This window comes from Brevibacterium sp. K11IcPPYGO002, assembly GCF_050920635.1.
Taxonomy (GTDB): domain Bacteria; phylum Actinomycetota; class Actinomycetes; order Actinomycetales; family Brevibacteriaceae; genus Brevibacterium.
In genome coordinates this window covers 1280561-1301678 of sequence record NZ_CP131929.1, presented here as the reverse complement: position 1 = coordinate 1301678, position 21118 = coordinate 1280561, and the positions used below count along the sequence as shown (strand labels likewise).

The following is a 21118-nucleotide window of genomic DNA, read 5'->3' as shown; positions in this document are numbered from 1 at the left end:
CCCACCGGGGAACGGCGAAGGGGCCCGGATGCTTCCGGGCCCCTTCGGTCGGGATCGCGCCGAGGCGATCAGTCCACGTGTGCGGTCGTCAGAGCTTCGAGACCTGGTCGAAACCGAGTTCGACGGGAACATCGCGTTCGAAGATCGACAGCAGCACGGTGAGCTTCTGCGACTCCGGACGGATCTCCTGGATCGTGGCGGGGTGCCCCTCGAAGGAGCCCTCCTTGACGAGCACCGACTCGCCGACCTCGAACTCCACCTCGGTGACGGGTGCGGACTTGGCAGCGGCTTCGGCGGCCGGGCCCTCGGCAGCGGCGGCTTCGGCCTGGCGCTCTTCGAAGATCGGGGCGAGCATCGAGAAGACCTCGTCGATCGACAGCGGGGTGGGGTCGTAGGCGTTGCCGACGAATCCGGTGACGCCCGGGGTGTGGCGCACGGCGCCCCACGACTCGTCGGTCAGTTCCATGCGGACGAGCACATAGCCGGGGATCCGCACCCGGCGAACCTGCTTGCGCTGTCCGTTCTTGATCTCGACGACGTCTTCCATCGGCACCTGCGACTCGAAGATGAACTCTTCGAGGTTGAGGCTGACTGCGCGGTTCTCGAGGTTCTGCTTCACGCGGTTCTCGTAGCCTGCATAGGAGTGGATGACGTACCAGTCACCTTCCTGCATGCGCAGCTCGGCCTTGAATTCCTCGGCCGGATCGACCTCGTCGGCGGCGGCAGCATCCTGCTCGCCGTCGGCCGAGTCGGCCGAGTCGGCAACGTCAGCGGACTCAGCGTCATCCGAGTCCGTCGCGTCTGCGGTCTCGGCGGCGAGCGCCTCGGCGTCGTGGGCCGTCTCTTCGGTTTCGGGCACCACAGCGGCACCCGACTCCTCGGGAGTGACGTCCTGGGTCTCAGGGGTCTCCTGCTCAGGTGAGTTGGTATCCGACACCGATCAATTCCTCGCTTCGCGTTTTGTGATTCCCGATTGGGGGTGAAGTTTGAGCTTAGGGGTGGGTCACGGCTGAGGCCGTGTCACCACAGGGGCCACAGCGGAGTTCCGCCGAACACCCATCCGACGAGTTTGCCGAAGACCAGGTCGAGGCCCGTGACGAGAAGCATCATGAACAGGATGAAGCCCAGCACGACGAGCGTGTAGTTGAGCAGCTGCTTCCGGGTCGGAGTGACGACCTTCTTGAGCTCTGCCACAACTTCGCGGAAGAACTGCAGGATTCGTCCGAAGAATCCGAGCTTCTTGGGACCGGAGGCACTGTTGGGTGCGCTGCCAGTCTTCTTTGCCGGTGTGTCGCTCACACATCCCCACTCGGTCGGTTTCGTTTGGCTTCACAATTGTTCGTGCCGGTCGAGGACGGCGCCTGGCCGATGAGACTTCGGCAGAGTCAACTGCGCAGGGGTGACAGGACTCGAACCTGCAACCTACGGTTTTGGAGACCGTTGCGCTACCAATTGCGCCACACCCCTCTGATCGGCCCAGAGATCGACTCGATCCCTGTGGTGTCCGACCACGAGAAACGAGCATACCGTGCCCGACCGTCGTTCGTCGAACCGAGGGTCGACGCAATGTCTCGAACGTGTCGATGCTCACTCACCGACCGGTTCGTCGACCGGCGGCTGACCCACGAGGGGTCTGGGTTCGGGGAAGCGCATCCACGGCTCGATCTGCACCTGTTTGTCCGGTGTGACGGTGATGATCTGCACGTCGATGGGGCGCTTCGTCTCGTTGTCGACGCGGATGATGCTCAGTTCCGCGTTCATCTTCAGCGGTCCCGGTGTCAGTGCATTCGCCAGGGCGCCCCCGGTCGTCGAGCTGACGTAGCGAGTGCCCGAACCGAAGTTCTCCGGTCCGACCCGTCGGTGCCAGTGTCCGCTCAGAGCGTAGTCGGCGCAGCCCGAGCGCAGACTCGGTGCGCCGACGGCGGGGTCGTGGATGAGCATGATGTCGAAATCGGCCGCGCAGGCTTCGTCGCGCAGTCGCTGCGCATACTGGTCGGCGGTGAGGTCCGTCTCCAGCTGCGGACCGGACCCGAAGACTGTGCGACGCGGGTCGGCGGCGCCGAAGAAGGTCACCCCGGCCAGCTCCGCCGCGGAGTCCTCGAGCACCGCCCAGCCGCGGGTCTTCGCGTGCTCGGTCGTTTCCATCGAATCGTGGTTGCCCTTGACGATCATGCGCGGCAGCTTCTCCGGCAGTTCGTCGTCGAGGACGTCGAGGCAGTAGTTCTCTGCCGATGTGCCGGTCATGGAGATGTCCCCGCCGTCGATATAGGCATCGGCCCGGCTCATTCCCGCGACCGCACCGACGACGCGCGCCATTCCGATGTTGCAGTGGATATCGGATCCGTAGACGAACGTGGACACGCCCTTTCGGCCTTCGCCATCGCCGCTGTCGGCGGCGGGTACGCCGACTCCGGCGGGCGGGACGAGCCCCCGATCGGACCAGTTGCCGGTGATCGGACGGGAGTTCCATTGCGCCCGCAGCGCCTCGAGGACATCGTCGTAGAAGGCGTCGTTGTCCTCGGCGAAGTCCTGCACCGCGCCGAACGCCGTGTCGATGATCCCGCCGAGGCGGCCGGTGACCTGGGATCCGGCCAGTGGCGTGTCCGCGAATGCCGGATCGGCGACGATCGGCTCCGGACGGTTGAGCACGGCGATCCCCAGCCCGGTGAGGACGAGCACGAGCACCAGGCCGATGCCGAGGAGTTCCTTGCCGGCGAAGGCGCGGATGACGATATCGGCTCGGGCGGGTCCGAGGAAGAGGGCAAGGCCGACGAGTCCGCCGGTGATGAGGCAGACGGCCAGAGCCCATCGGGTGAGGATCTCCTGGCTGAGACCGCCGATGACCTGGTCGATCTGCGCCTGCGGGGCCGAGAACAGCGAAGCATAGGAGGCGATGTCACCGCCGAGGGCGTCGACGGTTCCCCCGCCGGGGTCGGCTACCGCTTCGGGGTCGGCTGCCGGCCGCTCTTCGTCGTCCGAGTCGCCGGACACGGGGATCTCCCCGACGTCGACATGGAGTCCCAGACCGAGGGGGATGACATCCTCGGCGGGCACGAGCAGTCTGCCCAGGGGGCCGAAGTCGACGGTGAGCCGGGAGTCAGCGGTGACCCGGTACTGCGCCTCATGCGGGCCGAAGGTGAGATCGGCTCGAGAGGTGAACAGCGCCCAGGGCAGAGTCACGAGTGCGACTGCCGCGAGGGTGATGACGAGTGCGGTGATTCTCCGACGTGATGACACGACCACCAGTCTAAGGACGCTGCCCGTCGTCGATGGAGCAGCCGATGAAGGTCGGTTCGGGTTCGAGGGTGATGCCGAACGCGTCCTCGACGCCGGCGACGATCGTCGCCGCGAGATCGATCACATCGGCCGTGCTCGCGTGTCCCCGGTTCGTCAGAGCCAAGGTGTGCTTGGTCGACAGCGTCGCCCGCCCTTCACCGAGGCTGTAGCCCTTGGAGAAGCCGGCGTGCTCGATCAGCCAGGCCGCCGAGGTCTTCGTCTTCCCCTCGATCTTCGCCCCGCTGAGCGGGTCGGTCACCGGGTAGCGAGGAGCCTCGGCCGGCAGGATCTCGGGGTTGTCGACGATGGGGTTGGTGAAGAACGACCCGGCAGACCATGAATCATGGTCGTCCGTGTCGAGGACCATGCCCTTCGACCGGCGCAGCTCGATGACGTTCTCGCGCACGTGGGCCGCCGGGACGCGGGTGCCGATCTCGACGTCGAGTGTCGATGCGAGCTGAGCGTAGCGCACCGGCAGCGACTCGTCGCTGCGCTGGAGGTCGAAGGTCACCGAGAGCACGACGAACTGCGGCGTCCCGGCCGCGATCTGGGCGCGTTTGAGCGCCGAGGTGCGGTAGCCGAATTCGAGTTCGCCGGCGGTGAGGTGGCGGACCTGACCGGCGACGCGGTCGAAGACCTCGACGGAGGAGATGAGCTCGCCGACCTCCGTGCCGTAGGCACCGACGTTCTGGATCGGGGTCGCGCCGACCGATCCGGGGATCCCGGACAGTGCTTCGAGTCCGGACAGCCCCAGGCCGAGAGTGCGGGCGACGAAGGCATCCCAGTCCTCCCCTGCCTCGGCGGTGACCCGGGTGTCGGTCGGCGAGGTCTCGGTCGTCTCCACTCCGGTGGTCCGGACCACGCAGACCGCACCGTCGAACCCGGCATCGGCGATGAGGAGATTCGATCCGCCGCCGATGAAGAGGACTTGCACCTTCTCCTCACCGCTGAGGCCGAGCGGGTGGGCGGTACAGAAGTCGAGCAGTTCGTCTCGGGTGTTCGCGACAGTGACCTCCGGGGCCGGCCCGCCGAGGCGGAAGGTGGTGAAGCCGGAGAGTTCCTGCGGGTGGGATTCGGTCACGCCGAGATCCGAACCTGGGTGCGGCTGAGGACATCGGCACCACCGGACTTCACGGTGATGTCGATGCGGGCGGTGCCGACGGCGGGGTCGACGGCCCCGACCGTGGCGGTGAGTCTGAGCGAAGTCGTCGGGGTCGCCGGTGATCCGGAATCGGCGTCGGGGACGACGACGGGCGCGGAGAAGCGGGTCCGGTAGTCGACGATCGCACCGGGGTCGCCGAGCCATTCGGCCACCGGGGCGATGACCGCCGCCATCGAGAGCATTCCGTGGGCGATGACATCGTCGAGACCGACCTCGCGGGCAAAGCGTTCGTTCCAGTGGATCGGGTTGTGATCGCCCGAGGCCGCGGCATAGTCGACCAGGGAGGCACGGGAGAGCGGGATCTCGGATTCCACGACGGTGTCTCCGATGGTCAGCGTGGAGAAGTCGATGGGGCTCATTCTCCGTCTCCTCTCACGACGATGGTCGAGGTCACGGTGACGACGGGCTGCTCCGCGACATCAGTGATCTCGGTGCGGGTGGTGATCATGGCGTTGCTGCCCGCGGCCCGGACTCCGTCGACATGGGTGACGGCCGCCAGGACGTCGCCGGCGACGATGGGACGGGTGAAGGAGAACTGCTCGGAGCCGTGGACGACCTTCGAGAAGTCGATACCCGAATCGGGGTCGGAGATGTAGGCGGCTTCCGATTTCTGCGCGATGATCACGGCAAAGGTGGTCGGGGCGACGACATCGCGGTAACCCAGTGCGGTCGCCGCCTCGGTGTCGAAATGGTAGTCGGCCTTCGCTCCGGTGGCGAGCGCGAACTCCGCGATCGCCTCCCTGGAGACCTCGTAGGGCTGCGGCAGGGAGAACGTGGCCCCCTGCTTCTCCGTATTCACCGGCATATGCGCTCTCTCTTCTGCTGGGGTCGGTATCGACACCAGCCTAAAGCACGGCCTCCGGATGAGGTTCACCGGCGAAGAATTGATCGCGCGTTCGTATCCGGTTCACACAATTCCTGCACCATCGGGCTCATGGCTTCGAAACTGGTATATGTTGTCCACATCACATTTGGTAAGGAGTAGTGCGATGACGAACGAATCCCCCAGCGCAGACCTGACGAGCCCCGAGGCGCAGACACCGCAACCCGGTGCGCGAGTCAAAGACGCTGTCGCGGTCCCCTCACCGCAGGCTCCGGGTCCCGACGCCCCCGCCGCCGGTGCCCCCGCCACCGGTGCGCCGGCAACCGCTGCGCCGGCAGCTGCGACAGCCGCTTCGGGACCGGCCGCTGCCGATGACGCCCCACCGCAGGTCGAGGTGGCCGTGGCCACCGACGCCGCCTACGCCGGCAAGGAAGCCGACAGGGTCCAGCTGCGTCGACCGCTGCGCAACGTCTCCGAGGTCCGGCACTTCTTCCGCACGAATCAGACCCCGATCTTCTTCGTCGGAGCCACTCCGTTCAACCTGCTCGGTCTCGACCGGTGGGTGCGCAATTTCTCGTACATCACCTACTACGACGGCTGGGACGGCGGGCATCCGCGCGTGTTCTCCCCGCGTTACAAGCCCTATGTCGAGTTCGAATCGGGTGAGGCGATCAACAACTGGCTGCTGCTCAACGCCGAGGTGCGTGCTCATATGACGCGCAACATCCCCCATGGTGAGCGGGTGAAGGTCGCGATGGTCTTCTTCGACGAGGAGACGGAGCGGATCTGCCGAGAGCTCGGCTACGATCTCATCCTGCCGTCGGCCGCTCTGCGCAATCAGCTCGATTCGAAGATCGAGACGACGAAGCTCGGCAATGAGGCCGGTGCGTTCTCCGTGCCGAACGTGCTGACCACCGCTGACACCTATGACGAGCTCAATGAGCGGGCCGCCGAGGCGGGGCTGGGCACGGATCTCGTCGTGCAGACCCCCTACGGCGATTCCGGGAAGACGACGTTCTTCATCTCCGATGCCTCCGGTTGGGAGACGCACAAGGACGACATCATCGGCGAGCAGCTGAAGGTGATGAAGCGGATCAACAACACTCCGGTCGCCGTCGAGGCGGTCATCACCTCCAGCGGTGTCGTCGTCGGCCCGTACCTGACCGAGCTGGCGGGCTTCGCCGAACTCACCCCGTACAAAGGCGGCTGGTGCGGCAACGAGATGAAGCCCGATGTCCTCAACGCAGAGCAGCGGGCGCAGACCCGTGAGCTCGTGCGCAAGATGGGCGAAGGTCTGCGCAAACGCGGCTACCGCGGGTTCTTCGAAGTCGATGTCCTCGTCGATCTCGACAACGACGACTGCTACCTGGGTGAGCTCAATCCGCGCATCTCCGGGGCCTCGGCGATCACGAACGTCACGGCAGGCGCCTATGCCGATGTGCCGCTGTTCCTGTTCCATCTGCTCGAATACCTCGATGTCGAGTTCGACCTCGACGTCACCGAGATCAATGAGCGCTGGGAGGAGCTCTCCGGAGCCGATGAGTGGAGCCAGATGATCATCAAGGAGACGGCTCCGATCACCGAGTACATCACGCATTCCCCGCTGACGGGTCAGTACTATCTCGACCAGTACGGGACGCTGACGTACAAACGTGCCGCGCTCGACTGGCACCCGCTGCAGAACGGCAGCGAGGTGTTCTTCCTGCGCATCTTCGGGGCCGGAGACTACCGCTGGAAAGGTGCGGACCTCGGAGTCCTGGTGACGAAGAATCCCCTGCAGACGAATGTCGGCGGACCCGATGCGCTGAGCATCCGGGCCAAGCACTTCATCGACTCGATCCGCGCGATGTATGCCGGAGTCCCGGTCGTCGCCGACGATCCGTCGCCGGCCCTCGGCGGGCCGGGAGCCAAGGGCGACTGAGCCCACACATCCACGGTGGACAGAGCCGCCTCGGTGGTAACCTCAACACGAACCGAGGCGGCTCCCAGCTGCCGTCCGCGGACACATTCCGCGCACGAACCGAGGCGAGAATCAGAGGTGCAGAGTGATCGAACCGTCACCGGAGCAGACCGCGGCCACTCCCCCGGCGGACCAGACCGTGACCCCATCGGCACCCGCCGACCCGGCGGCCGGAATCGACCGGGACAACTGGCAGGATCCCGACAACGTCCGCTGGTCCTTCCAGAACGTCGCTCGGGTGCTTCCCACGACGCCGATCTCCCGGGGCGCCGGACCGGTGGCGGAACTGCCCGCGGCCCCGCGGGACCTCGGCGAGGTCGAAGTTCCCGCAACCGAGTATTCGGAGGCGCGCAGTGTCCGCAGCGTCATCGAATCCACCGATACCGATGCCTGGATGCTCATGCACAACGGGACCGTGCTCACCGAGGAGTACTTCGGGGACATGACCCCGTCGACCGAGCATCTGCTCATGTCGGTGTCGAAGTCGCTCGTCGGCACCGTCGCAGGTGTCCTCGCCGGTTCCGGTGACCTCGACCCGAACCGCCTCGTCACCGACTATGTGCCCGAACTCGCCGAGTCCGGCTATGCCGGCGCGACCGTTCGCCATGTCCTCGACATGCGTTCGGGCATCCGCTTCTCCGAGAACTACCTCGACCCGAAATCCGAGGTCAGACAGATCGAGGAGCAGATCGGCTGGGCCGAAGCGAAGCGGAAGAACCCCGGCATCGGCATGTACGAGTTCCTCACCACGCTGGAGGCGAAGTCCGAGCACGGCGGAGTCTTCGAGTACCGGTCGTGCGAGACCGATGTGCTCGGATGGGTGTGCGAGAAGATCGCCGGCGAACGCATGCAGTCCCTGATGTCACGGGTGCTGTGGTCGCGGATCGGCGCCGAACATGACGCGATCATCGCCACCGACCAGTACGGGGTGGGGATGTTCGACGGCGGCATCAACACGAGTCTGCGTGATCTCGCCCGATTCGGCTACGTCTACATCAACCGCGGCCAGTCGCTGACCGGACAGCAGGTGGCTCCGACGACGTGGATCGGCGATACGCTGACCACTTCCGAGGATGTGCGTCAGGCGTTCGCCGATGGGCCCGGAGACAATCGGATGCCGGGCGGGGCGTATCACAACCAGTTCTGGTTCCCGTTCCCCGACTCCCATGCCTTCCTGGCGCTGGGCATCCACGGGCAGATGATCTACATGAATCCGGGCGCCAACGTCCTCGGCGTCAAGCTCTCGAGCTGGGGGCTGCCGCAGGATGCGACGAAGATGTTCCCGACGATCCGCGCGTTCGAGGCTCTCGCGAGGGCCGTCAACTCCCCCACCGCTGAGTAGCCGGGAGCCGGCGGGCCGCCGTCACGCACCGTCACCCGCGACCTGCACCGTTGCACTCGCTTCGCACCGGCGGCGTCATCTCCTACAGGTGCTCGATCATCGCGGCTCGTTCCTCGCATAACCTCCCGTTGCAGCAGGTGTGTGTGCGGGGAATCGTGAGGGATGCTCACGTCGCTGCCAGAGTCGGGGTCGTCCCCCGGTGCGAATGTGCCCGAATCGCTACAGGTGTCGCCGGATCCGCACACCGAACCGGGGGTTCTCGACAACCGACCGTGGCAGAATCGTGGTGTATCGACAACGCTTGTGATCGCCGAAGCGCGAAGGAGAAACACGATGACCCCGATTCGCCGGACCACCTGGATGCCCCGCCTGCTGACAGCGGCCGCTGGAGCCGCTCTCGCCCTGTCCCTGACCGCCTGTGGCGGTTCCGGAGGGGACGAGCCCGCAGAGGACCAGAAATCCGAAGCGGCGCAGACCGACGAGGGAGGATTCGGCGGCGGCGCCGTCGGATCGGAAGCGGCCGAAGCGTCCGAATCCGAACCCGCCGAGGCGGAACCCACCGACACGAAGTCGACCGATCCGTTCGCCGATGCCGCGAAGACGACGAACTGGGCCAGCGACGACGGCATGAAGATCGACAAGAAGGGCAACGGTGTCGTGCCCGCCGCATCCATCGAAGCCGACCTCATCGACCTGTTCGAGAACAAGCTCGAATTGACGGTCAAAGAAGCCAAGTGCGACTCGGATATGGACCTCCGCGAGTGGTACGGCTTCAAATCGTGCCAGGTCACCGTCAAAGACAAAGACGCCTACAAAGGTCGGAAGAAGTATTTCGGCACCGTCAAGATCGTCGATCACAAGGACCAGATGGTCAAGTACGAGCTCATGTTCCCCGGCATCGACAAGGACGACTTCGACTTCAAGGACTGATCACCGAGGCGGCCTTCTCCCGGCCGAAGCGATCCCCGACCTCCCGGGCCGCACGCAGAACGCCGAGGCGGCTCTCCCCTCACCGCCCGGTCGCCGAGTTCTCGTCAGCGCTTACTTCGTCGCCCGTGCGGCTGTCGTCCGTACGGGCGATGAAGCGTCTCCGCGGATGTCCGGACGAACCGGTGATGACATAGCTGCCGGCCGCCTCGGCGGGCTCCGGATTCGGTGCGTCGAGGGCGTCGCGGATGATCCGCCGCGGATCGTATTGTCTCGGATCGAGCGCCTGCCAGTCTTCAGCGCCCACGGATTCGGCGGCTCGTTTCCGCGCGGCCTCGGCCTGGGCACGGAGCAGGCGAACCATTTCGCCGAGTTTCTCAGCGTAGTGGGGCAGCCGGCTCGGGCCGAGGATGATCGCGGCGATGATGCCGACGAGGACGATCTTCTCGAAGCTCAGGCCGAACATGTCCGGCTCCTTTCCGTGGGCGCGGTCTGCGCTCGTCCGGTCTCCAGCTCATCTGCAGTCGGTGCCTCGAGGTTCGAGCGGTACCCGCGGGTCCGGTCGTGGAGCCATGCGATGGCGAGCGCTGCGAGGAAGAGCAGGACCATCGGGGCGGCGACGAAGAACATGGACAGCACATCGGCGGCGGGGGTGACCAGGGCGGCGAAGACGACGATTCCGACGATGCTGACCCGCCAGGCCTTCGCGATCGAACGGGCAGGGAGCAGTCCGATGAAGTTGAGGACGACGAGGAAGACCGGAAGGACGAAGGCGATGCCGGTGGCGATGACGATCTTGAAGACGAAGTCGAAGTAGTAGGACGCCTGAAGGATGGTGCTGTCCTCGCTCGAGGCGAATGAGGTGAGCACCTCGACCATCCGCGGGAAGACGTAGAGGCCGGTGAGGCAGCCGACGACGAAGAGAGGAAGTGCGGCGCCGAGGAAGCCGAACGTGTACTTCTTCTCCTTCGCGGTCAGCCCCGGGGTGAGGAATCCGAAGATCTCCCCCAGCCACACCGGGCTGGAGAGGATGATTCCGGAGTACACGGCGATGCGCAGCTGCAGGTCGAAGGCCCCGGTGACGCTGTCGTAGTTGAGCGAAGCGCTGCGAGATGCGGCGAGGTCGGTGATCGGAGCGCGGAGGACGTCCATGACGAAGTCCGACGTGAAATAGCCGACGACCGTGCCGACGAGCAGTGCCACCGCCGCGCGCACCGCCCGTGTCCGCGCCTCCCGCAGGTGCGCGGACAACGGCATCTTCGCCGCGGCGGCGGTGCTCATGATCGCGGCCGCGTCTGATCGGCTGGGCCGGCCTCGGCGGTGGAGTCGTCCCTCGCCAAGGCGGGCGCAGGGGTGGGATCGGTGACGATCGGGTCGGTCACCGCTTCGTATCGCGGCGCAGCCGCCGCCTCACCCGACCGGGTGTTGGCCGATTCGTCCTTGAGGATGCGCACGGACTGTCCGAGGCTCTTGGCGAGCGCGGGCAGCTTGGCCGCGCCGAAGACGAGGATGATGATGGCCAGGATGACGAGGGCGTGCCAGCCCGTGAGATTGTGCAGCATGATGATGAGCCTTTCTCTGAGTTGTCAGGGATTTTCGGGGGCGCCTTCGGGAGGGGTTCCTCCCTGGCCTCCGCCTCCCGGGGCACCGCCGCCGGTCGGTTCGGTGTCGGTGTCGACGGGGACGTCGAGTGTGGCGGTGTAGCCGGAGTCGGTGTCACCGCTGATCGTGGCGATCTGGTGCTCGCCTCCGTCGTCGCCGAAGACGTTGTCGTCGTCGAGGCTGACAGCCGAGAGGTTCTTCACCGATCCGTCATAGGCGTCGAGTTCGTAGACGGCATTGCAGGCGTCTTCGGGCAGGGCCATCTGCGAAGTGGCGATGGCATTCTCGGCATCGGTGATGGAGTCGACGTCCGGGTAGACCTCGAAGTGGATGTGCGGCCACCTGCCGGAATAGCAGGCAGGGAAGATCGAGGTGAAGGTGACCTCGCCGTTCTCATCGGCGACCTGGACGCCGCGCAGCCAGGTGGCGTCCTCGACACCCTCGGAATACATCGAGTAGCGACCCTGAGCATCACAGTGCCACGCGTAGACGGCGGCACCCTCGAACGGGGCATTGTCACCGGCCATATCGGTGACTGTGAGGGAGAAGGTCAGAGGCACCCCGTCGACGGTGTCGGACCCGTCGATGTTCGAACGGATGTCCGAGCGCACGATTCCCGAGTCTTCGAGGATGTCCGGACCGTTCGTTCCGTCCGCCGGGTACGGGCCGGCCGTCTCGTCGGGGATCTCGGTGACCGATCCGCTGCCGCTCGAGGCCGAGCTCGTCGAGCCGGAGGCCTCGGAGGTGCAGGCGGCCAAGGCCATTGTGCCGACCCCGGCGCCGACGAGCCCGAGGACTCCACGTCGGCTGAAGAGAGTGCGGATGTCGAACGAGGCGCCCTGGTCGACGACCTCCTCCTCAGGTCGATCGAGGAGCCGTCCTTCGTAGGCGGGTCCGTTGGGGGTCTGGTCCGGTTCGGGTACGCGAGCCATGAGCTGTCCTTCCTTCGATGATGTGATGACACCATCGTGGACATCGGCTCTGGCGCGGGACTGTGGCGTTCCTGGGCGGCGACTGTGGAAGCTCAGACCGGCTGTGTTCCATCCCACCAGTCGAGGACCCGTTGGGCCTGCAGAGTCACCCATCTCGAGGGTTCGCCGACCGGGGCGTCGACGTGGAACCAGACCTCGCCTGCCAGGCGGTGTTCCTGGTCCCAACGGCCGTCGTCACTCCTGCGGGAGCGGATCGACTCCACGGCTTCGGTCATGCGCGGGTCCGCCTCGGCGCCGTCGATGCTCGTCGCTTCCCGGAAGTAGTCGAGTGCGGGCAGAATCCCGTAGAACCACCGTCTCGGATGGAACAGCGCGAGGGCACGACCGTCGAAGGGTTCACCCGTGCTGCGCCTGCGGAACAGGTCCCTCGACAGCAGGTATTCCTCTCCCCTGGCCCGCGCCTCGGCAACTCGTCCTGTGTCACCCGTGGTCCTCTGGTAATCGAGGAGTGCCACCAGCGCATTGAGTGTGGAGTGGTAGGACGCGACCGTCGACCCCTCGACCCATTCGCAGTTCCACCCTCCGTCTTCGAGCTGGTGGTCGATGAACCAATCGACGAGGCCGTCGACATCGGCGCCCAACCACAGGCCGTTCGACAGGGTCCACGAGTTGATGCAGACGTCGACTTCGCCGTCCCAATACGGCAGGTTCTCGTATTCCCAGCGTACGGATTCGAGCTTCTCGGCCGTGCCCTCCAGCGCCGAGGCGGCCATCCCCCACTCGCGCAGATCCTTCAGTGCCCACGTGGTCGCCGTCCATGGCTGTGATCCCTCATCATCGAAGGCGAAGTCGGAGGGGAAGAATGCCCCGCCGGCCCATTGCCCGTCCGGACCCTGCTGGGACAGCAGCTCGGCGCCGAAGCCTTCGTGCTCCACTCGAGCGCGGGTTGACTGCCAGATCGCGTCATCTGCACCGAGCAGGTCGCGTTCGACCTGCCAGCGCAGGGCCGGGTCCGAGTCGAGCAGCCAGTCGGACAATTCTGTGCTGATCATCGTCGATCTCCCACGTCGGTCGAACAGTCTCTTCGAGACTAGACCCCGAAGCGTGCGATGACCATACCCCGACCCGCACTCCGCTCAGCTGCGCAGTGTCCGTTCCCACGCCAGGGTTGCCAGCGCTGCGGCCTGGTCCGGGAGATGGGCATCATCGAACTGGACTTCCGGCGAATGATTCGTCGCAGCCGTCTCCGGATCGATGCCTTCAGGCGTGACGAAGAAGAACACGAAGGCGCCGGGCACCTGCTCGAGCACGAAGGAGAAGTCCTCGGACCCCATGAGCGGGTCCGGCACCTGCACCACTCGGTCGGCGCCGAAACGATCGGTCAGAACTCGCATGGCGAAGTCGGCTTCGCCGCTGTCGTTGACCGTGACGGGGTACTGCTCCGTCCACACCACCTCGGCCGTGCACCCGTGAGCGGCCGCGATCGATTCCGCGAGCCGTGCGGCACGTTCGGGAAACCTTCGCGTCGTCTCGTGGGAGAGTGTGCGCACGGAGGCTCCGAGCTTCGCCGAGGCCGGGATGACGTTGACGGCCGCTCCTGCTTCCAGCTGCGTCACCTGGGCGACGATGGGATCGAAGACGCTGAATGAACCGGTGACCATCGAGTGCATCGCCTGTCCGAGTTCCAGAACCGGACGGACCGGGTCGACGGCGTCTTCCGGCCGAGAGCTGTGACCGCCGCTGCCGTGCATCGTCACGTGCAGCGTATTCGCCCCGGCCATGATCGTGCCCGGTTTGGTCACGAACGTTCCCGGCACCCCCGGAGCCACGTGGATCGCATAGGCCGCATCGGGTTTGTGTCCGATGGCGTCGTACATCCCTTCTTCGAGCATGATCTTCGCCCCGCCCAGGCCCTCTTCGCCCGGCTGGAACATGAAGGCCACGGTGCCGCGGAGGTTCGCACGGTGGGCACAGAGAAGACGGGCTGCCCCGACGAGACCGGCCACATGGAGATCATGTCCACAGGCGTGCATGTTCCCGTTGGTCGAGGCGAATTCCAGGCCGGTCGCCTCGACGACGGGCAGGGCATCCATGTCCCCCCGCAGCAGCACCGTGGGCCCAGGCAGCTCTCCACGGAGAACTGCGACGATCGAGCTCAGCTCTCGACCGAGGGTGATCTCGAGCGGCAGGCCGTCCAACGCGTCGAGGATTCGCTGTTGGGTCTCCGGCAGGTCGAGGCCGACTTCGGGGTTCCGATGGAGGTCGCGACGCACCTCGCGCAGGTCGTCGGCGAGGACTCGGGCTTCGCTGGAAAAATCGAGTGTCACGATGGGCTGTCCTTCTGAGGTCGGGGCGGGAAAGGGGTGGAGAGTCGGCACGGGTCAGTATGAGATCTGAGCCCTCGCCGGCGGGTCGGGGAACCACGCCTCACGGTCCTTGACGAGGGCACCGCCCTGGAGGACCGCTTTGACGTTGTCCGGGTCTGCCAGCGGCGTGATATCGGCGATGGGATCGAAGTCGACGACGATGATGTCGGCGAGTCTGCCCGATCGGAGTGTGCCGATGTCTGCATCGAGGCGGAGGAGTTCGGCGGCATTGCGGGTGCCGGCCACGATGGCCTCCATCGGGCTCAGACCGAGTTCGACTGCATGGACCGGTTCCCGGAGATTCTGACCGTGCGGGCACACTCCTGCGTCCGTGCCGAGAGCCGTCCGCACACCGGCGTCGAGCGCTGCCGCCACACGTTCGCGTGCGATCGCCGACCACTTCACCTTCTTCTCATAGAGATAGGCGGGAACATCCCTCGGACCGGGCACACGCAGCGCGCTGGAGAGCGTGGGGACGAGGAACGTCCCGTGTTCGAGCATGAGATCGATGCCCTCATCGTCGATCCCATAACCGTGTTCGACCGATGCGGCACCACCGCGAACGGCAGCTTTGATCCCCTCGGTGCCTTGTGCGTGGGCGGCGACCGGCTGGCGCGAGCGCTTCGCAGTCTCGGCGACGATGAGACGCACATGCTCCTCGGGGACGCCGATGTCGTCCGGGGTGTCGGTGGGACTCGACACTCCGCCGGTCGTGCAGACCTTGATGACGTCGGCACCGCCGCGGATGAGGAGCCTCACCATGCGCTTGACGTCGTCGTCGGTGTCGATGATCGGGTCCATCGGCAGACCCATCGGGACCGGACGTCCGTTGGGCAGAGTGAAATCGGTATGACCGCCGGTCGGAGAGAGGGGGACGACGGCGATGTGCATCCGCGGTCCGCGGATGAGATCGGCTTCGACGGCATCTCTGACTCCACGGTCGATTCCGCCGAGGTCGCGGACCGTCGTCACACCGGCCATCAGGGTCTGATTCGCTCGCACCCCCATCCGGAACACGCGCTCGGACTCGAATCGCGCCGCCTCGGCGGGTTGGTCTTCGACGGCCAGCCCCAAGTGGACGTGCGCATCGATGAACCCCGGCAGAATGGTCTTGCCCGTCAGATCGACGACGGTGGCGTCCGGAACACCGTCCGTGGGTTCGGCACGTCGGCGGGCCGGGCCCGCATAGACGATGCGGGCTCCGTCCACCTCGATCTCGGAATCGAGGACGACCTCGCCCCCGGTCCCATCGATGAGTCTGGCACCGCGGAGGATGAGTCGGCCGACGCCTTCAGGCGTGGTGGGAAGGTAGGCAGACGCCCTGCTTGACTCGCTGTCATCATGGCCGGTGGCGTGCTTCACACGGCAAGACTGGCACGGGCGGAGCGAATCGCGCAATATCGGAGCTGGGAATTCCCGAATACAGAAACTCCCCCACCGGACTCGTCGTCGCGATGAGGGAGTTGAACGGTAGCGGGAGGGGGACTCGATCCCCCGACCTCACGATTATGAGTCGTGCGCTCTAACCAGCTGAGCTACCCCGCCCCAGCGCCGCATTCGAGGCGGCACGAGAGCCCCGAAAGGGAATCGAACCCTTGACCTTCTCCTTACCATGGAGATGCTCTGCCGACTGAGCTATCGGGGCAACAGGTAAGAATTTACACGGGTTCGCGCTGCCAGGGCAAATCGGGGCGAAGTGACGTCACTCACACGCGCTCGGTGCCGTCTCGGTTCATTCCGCAGACGGCGCAGAGTCACCCTCACCGCCGGAGGAGACCCCTACTGCACCGGGTCGAAGCGCCCCGCCAGGAAGCCCTGCAGACGACCGGGATGATTGGTGATGATCCCGTCGACCTCGGCGGTGAGGAGCTCCCGCCACTCGTTCATCTCGTCAGCGGTCCAGACGAAGACGCCGAGGTCGTTGTCCATGATCTCGGTGACCACCGATCTGCGCATCGTGAATCCCTTGTACGAAGGATTGATCGCCACCGCTCCGAGTTCCCGAGCGATCTCGATGTCCTCGGGCTTGGGAACCATGCGCAGCAGGAAGCGAGCCACCATCGGCAGCATATCCCGACAGGTCTCAAGCGTTTCGATATTGAACGATTGGACGATCATGCGGTCGGCGATGCCGGTCTCGACGACGAGTTCGGCGATCCGCGCCACCGCACCGGAGGACCACTCCCCCTTGAGTTCGAGCAGGAGTTCGCCGCCTCGGTGCTGGATGTCGCGCATCACGGCGGCCAAGGTGGGGATCCGCACTCCGTGGAATCCGGGGCCCATCCATGATCCCGCGTCGACGAACGACAGCTCCTCGGCGGTCAGGCCGGCCACGGGGCCCTTGCGGTTGGTGGTCCGGTCCAGATCCGCATCGTGCAGGATCACGGGAACCCCGTCGGCGCTCGTCGAGGTATCGACCTCGATGAAGTCGACGCCGAGGGCTCGCGCGGCATCGACCGCGGCCAAACTGTTCTCGGGCACGACCGCCGAATACCCTCGATGCGCGATCACCAGCGGCCGGCGCCCCGCGCCGGGACGTTCAACGATGCCTCGCTCGTGGAGGAACTGCAGAAAACTCATGCCTTCAGCCTATGCCCTGCCCCCGATGACCGTCGCCCCGCTGCAACGGTCAGGTCCCGGCTATCAGGAAATCTCGCCGAAACCTCCGAGCGCGGCCCGCGACGTAGTATCTTGTGAGCTGGTTCACTCAATGACTGTAAGGATCGTCCATGGAAGCCATCTTCGCTGCCGCAATCGTCCTCGCCTTCATCGCTCTCGGCGAGCTGGTCTCGATCTGGTCGAAAGCGCGGATCCCCAGTCTGCTGGTCGCGATGCTCGGCATCTTCGTCTTCGCCAAGATCGGCATCGTTCCGGAGTCGATCGTCGACGATTCGATGCTCGTGCAGATCTACACGATCCTCGTCGCTCCGCTGCTGTTCCATATGGGCACGCTCATCCCGCTGCGGGTGATGGCCAAGCAGTGGCGTTCGGTGATCATCGCCGTCTCGGGCATGCTCGTCGCCGTCCTCCTCATCCTCGCAGTCGTCGCCCCGATCTTCGGCTTCGACACCTTCGTCGCCGGTTCCGGACCGCTGGCCGGCGGCATCGTCGCCACCAGCCTGACGACCGAGGGGCTCACGGCTCAGGGGGCCGCCTCGGCGATCATCGTCCTCCCCGCGCTCGTGCTCATGCTCCAATCCCTGCCGTCGATGCCGCTGACGAACTTCCTGCTCCGCCGCTATGCGACGAAGCTGCGCGACAGCGGCGAACTCCACGAGCTCGCCGCCGCCCACCACGAGGAGGAAGAGGAGGCCGCGCAGAAGAAGAAGCTCGTGACCCTGCCGTCCTTCCTCGTCGACAATCAGCTGTTCATGCTCTTCCTCATCCTCGTCGGCGGATCGATCGCAACGCTGCTGGCCGTGCCCACGCACATCCCGTCCTCGATCCTCGCCCTCCTGCTCGGCATCGCCGCGGCCGCGATCGGTCTCTCACCCGACAAAGCCATGGAGCGGTCGAACTCCTTCGGCGTCGCCATGGCCGGCGTCATCGCGATCGTCATGGCCCCGCTGGTCTCCGCGTCCGTGCAGGACGTCATCAACGCGTTCCTGCCGACGATCACCATCCTCGTCGTCGGCGGTGCCGGCATCGTCATCGGCGGCTTCGTCGCTACGAAGCTGCTGCGCTGGAAGGCCCCGCTGGGCATGTCGGTGGCGCTGACAGCGATGTACGGCTTCCCGGCCGACTATCTGCTCACCAATGAGGTCGCCCGGTCCATCGCCCGCGACGACGATGAGAAGGAAGCGCTGCTCAATGTCATGCTTCCGCCCATGCTCGTCGGAGGCTTCACCTCGGTGTCGGCCGGCTCCGTCGTCATCGCCAGCGTGCTCGTCAGCCTACTCTGACCACTCTGCCGACTGCCAGGGCTCTCGCCCCGACGACGCTGACTCCCCACCGGAAAGGCCACCATGCACGATCTGCTCGCCGATGGCCGGGCTCTGCTCCCGACGCTGCAGGAGCTGCGACGTTCCCTGCACACGTTCCCAGAGGTCGGTCTCGACCTGCCCCGCACGCAGGCGGCGGTCCTCGATGCCCTGTCCGGGCTCGATCTCGAGGTGACCACGGGTGTGGGCACCACCTCGGTGGTGGCCGTCCTGCGCGGATCGCACCCGAACAGGCCGGCCGCCGCTCCAGCGGTGCTGCTGCGCGGAGACATGGACGCTCTCCCGGTGACCGAGGAGACGGATGAGCCGTTCGCCTCGACGAACGGACATATGCACGCCTGCGGACACGACCTGCACACGGCTGGTCTCGTCGGAGCCGCGCGACTGCTCCACGCGCATCGCGACCGGTTGGCCGGGGACGTCGTCTTCATGTTCCAGCCCGGAGAGGAAGGCTGCAACGGAGCGTCGGTGATGATCGACGAAGGTGTGCTCGACGCCTCCGGCACGAGGGCGATCGCCGCGTTCGGAGCGCATGTGTTCCCGGGCCCGCGCGGCGTGGCCGCCACCCGGCCGGGAACTCTGCAGGCGGGGTCGAACACCCTGCGGGTGACCATTCACGGTCGCGGCGGTCACGGTTCCCAACCGCAGACCGCGGTCGATCCGGTGCCGGCCCTGGCCGAACTCGTCACGGCGCTGCAGAACATGGTCAGCCGCCGCATCGACGTCTTCGACCCGATCGCGATGTCCGTGACCCAGCTGCACGCCTCGGACGCGATCAACGTCATCCCCGCCTCGGCTACCATGGGCGCGACCGTGCGTACGCTGTCCGACGAATCACTCGACATCGTCCGTACCCGGTCGAAGCAGCTGGCCGACGGCATCGCCGCGGCCCACGGATGCACTGCGGAGGTCGACTTCGCCGTCCAATATCCGGTCACGGTCAACGACACCGACGAGACCGCATGGGCGATGGACGAACTCCGCGGCTTCCTCGGCGAGGACCGGGTGCAGCTCCTCGAGCAGCCGATCATGCCGAGCGAGGACTTCTCGTTCGTCCTCCGCGAAGTCCCGGGCACGTACCTCATGTTCGGGGCCGAACGCACGGACGTTCCCGCGGAACGACAGGGAAACAACCACTCCCCCTTCGTCATCTTCGACGATTCGGTGCTCGGCGATCAGGCGGCGCTCCTGGCCCACCTGGCGGTCGAACGCCTGGCGAAGGAGACGCACACGGACTAGCCGCAGGCGTGCGCGACGGCTTGCACGGCGGCGTGCGGCGTGCGCGGCGGAGTCCAGCTGGTGTGGCTGCCGATGCCCGATCCCGCATCAGCGACGGAAACGATGCCACCATCGCCGAGGTGAACCCACCGACTCCGGATCGACGGGCTGATCCCCCGGTTCCGCCTCGGGATCCCCGGGTTCCGCCTCGGTGACGGAGTCGTTCTTCTTCGCATTCCGACGCCGCCGCCATGCGGCGACCTCCTTCTCCACGTCGCGGGGCGGAGTGAACACGGGCGGGCCCTCGCGCAGATCCATCACGGCCTCGCGGACTCGGGCGTTGAAGCCGGCGAGGTAGTCTCGGACGTCAGATTCTTCGGTGAAGGCGTCGACGGTGTCCTCGAGGACGGCGTTCTCCTTGCGCAGCTGGAAGGCGGCCGGAGCGACACCGTTGATGCCTTCGGAATCCATCTTCTGCTTGATCCACCAATCGGGATCGGATGAGCCGTGCAGACCGGTCAGCGGTTTGCCGAGGCCCGGCAGATCGTCGAAGTCACCGCGCTTGATGGCTCGGTCGAGAGCGGATTCGACGACGGCGTTGCGGTCCTCGAGCGAATTCAAACGCCGAGGCGACTGCGCATCGTCCGTGTCATCGCTCATCGGTTCGGCCCTCCTCGACGGAGCTTTTCCGCTTTGTCCTCACACGGTAGGCGTCGGTCGGGCGACTGGGCAAGGGAACGGGTGGAAAATGAGAGAAGCTCCGTGACCCCTCGGTCACGGAGCTTCTCCGTTCTGCGTGGCAGATATAGGATTCGAACCTATGAAGGCAATGCCGGCTGATTTACAGTCAGCTCCCTTTGGCCGCTCGGGCAATCTGCCGCAGTCAGCGCTCGATGAGCACCTGAAAAGAATACAAGGCCCGGACCCGAATCACCAACTCGGTAGACGCAGATCACAATTCGGGGCCTCGACTAGACTCGGGGGCACCAGCCTCGCCCGTTTCAGGCGGGCACCACCGATTGCAGACAAAGGAGCATTCATGGCCAGCGAATCCTCATTCGACATCGTCAGCAAGGTCGATCGTCAGGAAGCCGACAACGCGCTCAATCAGGCGGCGAAGGAGATCAACTCCCGCTACGACTTCCGCGGCACCGATGCGTCGATCGCCTGGAGCGGGGAAGCCGTGCAGATGAAGGCCAACAGCGAGGACCGGGTCAAGGCCATCCTCGACGTCTTCCAGTCGAAGCTGGTCAAGCGCGGAATCTCACTGAAGTCCCTCGAGGACGGTGAGCCGTACCCCTCCGGCAAGGAGCACCGCATCGACGCGTCCCTCAAGGAGGGCATCGACAAGGACAATGCGAAGAAGATCTCGAAGATCATCCGCGACGAGGGCCCCAAGGGCGTCAAAGCGCAGATCCAGGGCGATGAGCTGCGCGTGAGCTCGAAGAAGCGCGACGATCTGCAGGACGTCATCGCCCTGCTCAAGGGACAGGACCTCGACGTCGACCTGCAATTCACCAACTACCGCTGAGCCGGTGTCGCTCGGGGAGACCTACCCCGAGCGCCTCC

At 65.7% G+C, this 21118-nt stretch carries 21 protein-coding genes and 4 tRNA genes; 6 read left to right on the top strand and 19 right to left on the bottom strand.

Annotated elements, in window-relative coordinates:
• Window positions 1-88: 88 nt before the first annotated feature.
• The 7 genes from nusG to QYM46_RS05820 form a co-directional block, all read right to left on the bottom strand.
• Window positions 89-937 carry a transcription termination/antitermination protein NusG gene (nusG, locus tag QYM46_RS05850; RefSeq protein ID WP_432791194.1) on the bottom strand — a complete coding sequence of 283 codons (849 nt, stop codon included), beginning with the start codon at window positions 935-937 and terminating at the stop codon, window positions 89-91.
• Between the two features lie 83 nt (window positions 938-1020).
• Window positions 1021-1299: a preprotein translocase subunit SecE gene (gene secE / locus QYM46_RS05845; RefSeq protein ID WP_169251705.1), complete on the bottom strand. Its 279-nt coding sequence runs from the start codon at window positions 1297-1299 to the stop codon at window positions 1021-1023.
• A gap of 95 nt (window positions 1300-1394) precedes the next feature.
• Window positions 1395-1467: transfer RNA gene (locus tag QYM46_RS05840), tRNA-Trp, on the bottom strand.
• A 120-nt stretch (window positions 1468-1587) separates the two neighbouring features.
• Window positions 1588-3237, bottom strand: a complete 1650-nt coding sequence (locus QYM46_RS05835) for a metallophosphoesterase family protein (RefSeq protein ID WP_432791193.1) — start codon at window positions 3235-3237, stop codon at window positions 1588-1590.
• Between the two features lie 10 nt (window positions 3238-3247).
• Complete coding sequence (locus tag QYM46_RS05830; protein WP_432791192.1) at window positions 3248-4357, bottom strand: UDP-N-acetylmuramate dehydrogenase; 1110 nt, start codon at window positions 4355-4357, stop codon at window positions 3248-3250.
• Window positions 4354-4797 carry a MaoC/PaaZ C-terminal domain-containing protein gene (locus tag QYM46_RS05825; RefSeq protein WP_432791191.1) on the bottom strand — a complete coding sequence of 148 codons (444 nt, stop codon included), beginning with the start codon at window positions 4795-4797 and terminating at the stop codon, window positions 4354-4356. Before QYM46_RS05825 ends, QYM46_RS05830 begins: the two co-directional genes overlap by 4 nt.
• Window positions 4794-5243, bottom strand: a complete 450-nt coding sequence (locus QYM46_RS05820) for an FAS1-like dehydratase domain-containing protein (protein ID WP_169251702.1) — start codon at window positions 5241-5243, stop codon at window positions 4794-4796. The genes QYM46_RS05825 and QYM46_RS05820 overlap by 4 nt, the downstream gene beginning before the upstream one ends.
• A gap of 184 nt (window positions 5244-5427) precedes the next feature.
• Between QYM46_RS05820 and QYM46_RS05815 the strand changes: the two genes are divergently transcribed.
• From QYM46_RS05815 to QYM46_RS05805, 3 genes are all read left to right on the top strand, one after another.
• A complete protein-coding gene (locus QYM46_RS05815) occupies window positions 5428-7182 on the top strand; it encodes a biotin carboxylase (RefSeq protein WP_432791190.1) in 1755 nt (584 codons plus the stop codon).
• A 124-nt stretch (window positions 7183-7306) separates the two neighbouring features.
• Window positions 7307-8563 carry a serine hydrolase domain-containing protein gene (locus tag QYM46_RS05810; protein ID WP_432791189.1) on the top strand — a complete coding sequence of 419 codons (1257 nt, stop codon included), beginning with the start codon at window positions 7307-7309 and terminating at the stop codon, window positions 8561-8563.
• 333 nt (window positions 8564-8896) lie between these two features.
• Window positions 8897-9493: a hypothetical protein gene (locus tag QYM46_RS05805; RefSeq protein WP_432791188.1), complete on the top strand. Its 597-nt coding sequence runs from the start codon at window positions 8897-8899 to the stop codon at window positions 9491-9493.
• A gap of 79 nt (window positions 9494-9572) precedes the next feature.
• Here QYM46_RS05805 and QYM46_RS05800 read toward each other — a convergent pair whose 3' ends face one another.
• The 10 genes from QYM46_RS05800 to QYM46_RS05755 all read right to left on the bottom strand — a co-directional run bounded on the left by QYM46_RS05800 (window position 9573) and on the right by QYM46_RS05755 (window position 16970).
• Window positions 9573-9956: a twin-arginine translocase TatA/TatE family subunit gene (locus QYM46_RS05800; protein WP_169251700.1), complete on the bottom strand. Its 384-nt coding sequence runs from the start codon at window positions 9954-9956 to the stop codon at window positions 9573-9575.
• The gene (gene tatC / locus QYM46_RS05795) at window positions 9944-10771 is read right to left on the bottom strand and encodes a twin-arginine translocase subunit TatC (RefSeq protein WP_248279126.1); all 828 of its coding nucleotides are present in this window, start codon (window positions 10769-10771) and stop codon (window positions 9944-9946) included. Before tatC ends, QYM46_RS05800 begins: the two co-directional genes overlap by 13 nt.
• On the bottom strand, window positions 10768-11052 hold the full coding sequence (locus QYM46_RS05790) for a twin-arginine translocase TatA/TatE family subunit (RefSeq protein ID WP_432791187.1): 285 nt from the start codon (window positions 11050-11052) through the stop codon (window positions 10768-10770). Before QYM46_RS05790 ends, tatC begins: the two co-directional genes overlap by 4 nt.
• Before the next feature lie 24 nt (window positions 11053-11076).
• A complete protein-coding gene (locus tag QYM46_RS05785; RefSeq protein ID WP_169251698.1) occupies window positions 11077-12024 on the bottom strand; it encodes an intradiol ring-cleavage dioxygenase in 948 nt (315 codons plus the stop codon).
• 92 nt (window positions 12025-12116) lie between these two features.
• Window positions 12117-13076 carry a squalene cyclase gene (locus QYM46_RS05780; protein WP_432791186.1) on the bottom strand — a complete coding sequence of 320 codons (960 nt, stop codon included), beginning with the start codon at window positions 13074-13076 and terminating at the stop codon, window positions 12117-12119.
• Between the two features lie 84 nt (window positions 13077-13160).
• Entirely contained in the window at window positions 13161-14351 is a 1191-nt protein-coding gene (locus QYM46_RS05775; RefSeq protein WP_432791185.1) for a M20 metallopeptidase family protein, read from the bottom strand.
• A gap of 54 nt (window positions 14352-14405) precedes the next feature.
• Window positions 14406-15752 (bottom strand): amidohydrolase family protein, encoded by a 1347-nt coding sequence (locus tag QYM46_RS05770; protein ID WP_432791184.1) that lies wholly within the window; start codon window positions 15750-15752, stop codon window positions 14406-14408.
• Between the two features lie 109 nt (window positions 15753-15861).
• Window positions 15862-15935: transfer RNA gene (locus tag QYM46_RS05765), tRNA-Met, on the bottom strand.
• Window positions 15936-15962: 27 nt separating this feature from the next.
• Window positions 15963-16035, bottom strand: a tRNA-Thr gene (locus QYM46_RS05760).
• 134 nt (window positions 16036-16169) lie between these two features.
• Entirely contained in the window at window positions 16170-16970 is an 801-nt protein-coding gene (locus tag QYM46_RS05755) for a glycerophosphodiester phosphodiesterase (protein ID WP_169251695.1), read from the bottom strand.
• Between the two features lie 149 nt (window positions 16971-17119).
• On the opposite strand from QYM46_RS05755, the gene QYM46_RS05750 reads away from it, so the two are divergent.
• Both QYM46_RS05750 and QYM46_RS05745 read left to right on the top strand, forming a co-directional pair.
• A complete protein-coding gene (locus QYM46_RS05750; RefSeq protein WP_169251694.1) occupies window positions 17120-18292 on the top strand; it encodes a hypothetical protein in 1173 nt (390 codons plus the stop codon).
• Between the two features lie 63 nt (window positions 18293-18355).
• A complete protein-coding gene (locus QYM46_RS05745; protein ID WP_432791183.1) occupies window positions 18356-19570 on the top strand; it encodes a M20 metallopeptidase family protein in 1215 nt (404 codons plus the stop codon).
• Window positions 19571-19657: 87 nt separating this feature from the next.
• On the opposite strand, the gene QYM46_RS05740 is transcribed toward QYM46_RS05745, so the two are convergent.
• Complete coding sequence (locus QYM46_RS05740) at window positions 19658-20209, bottom strand: DUF1992 domain-containing protein (RefSeq protein ID WP_432791182.1); 552 nt, start codon at window positions 20207-20209, stop codon at window positions 19658-19660.
• 137 nt (window positions 20210-20346) lie between these two features.
• A tRNA-Tyr gene (locus QYM46_RS05735) sits at window positions 20347-20428 on the bottom strand.
• A gap of 160 nt (window positions 20429-20588) precedes the next feature.
• On the opposite strand from QYM46_RS05735, the gene QYM46_RS05730 reads away from it, so the two are divergent.
• Window positions 20589-21080, top strand: coding sequence for a YajQ family cyclic di-GMP-binding protein (locus QYM46_RS05730; protein WP_169251691.1), 492 nt, complete (start codon window positions 20589-20591; stop codon window positions 21078-21080).
• The last annotated feature ends 38 nt before the right edge of the window (window positions 21081-21118 follow it).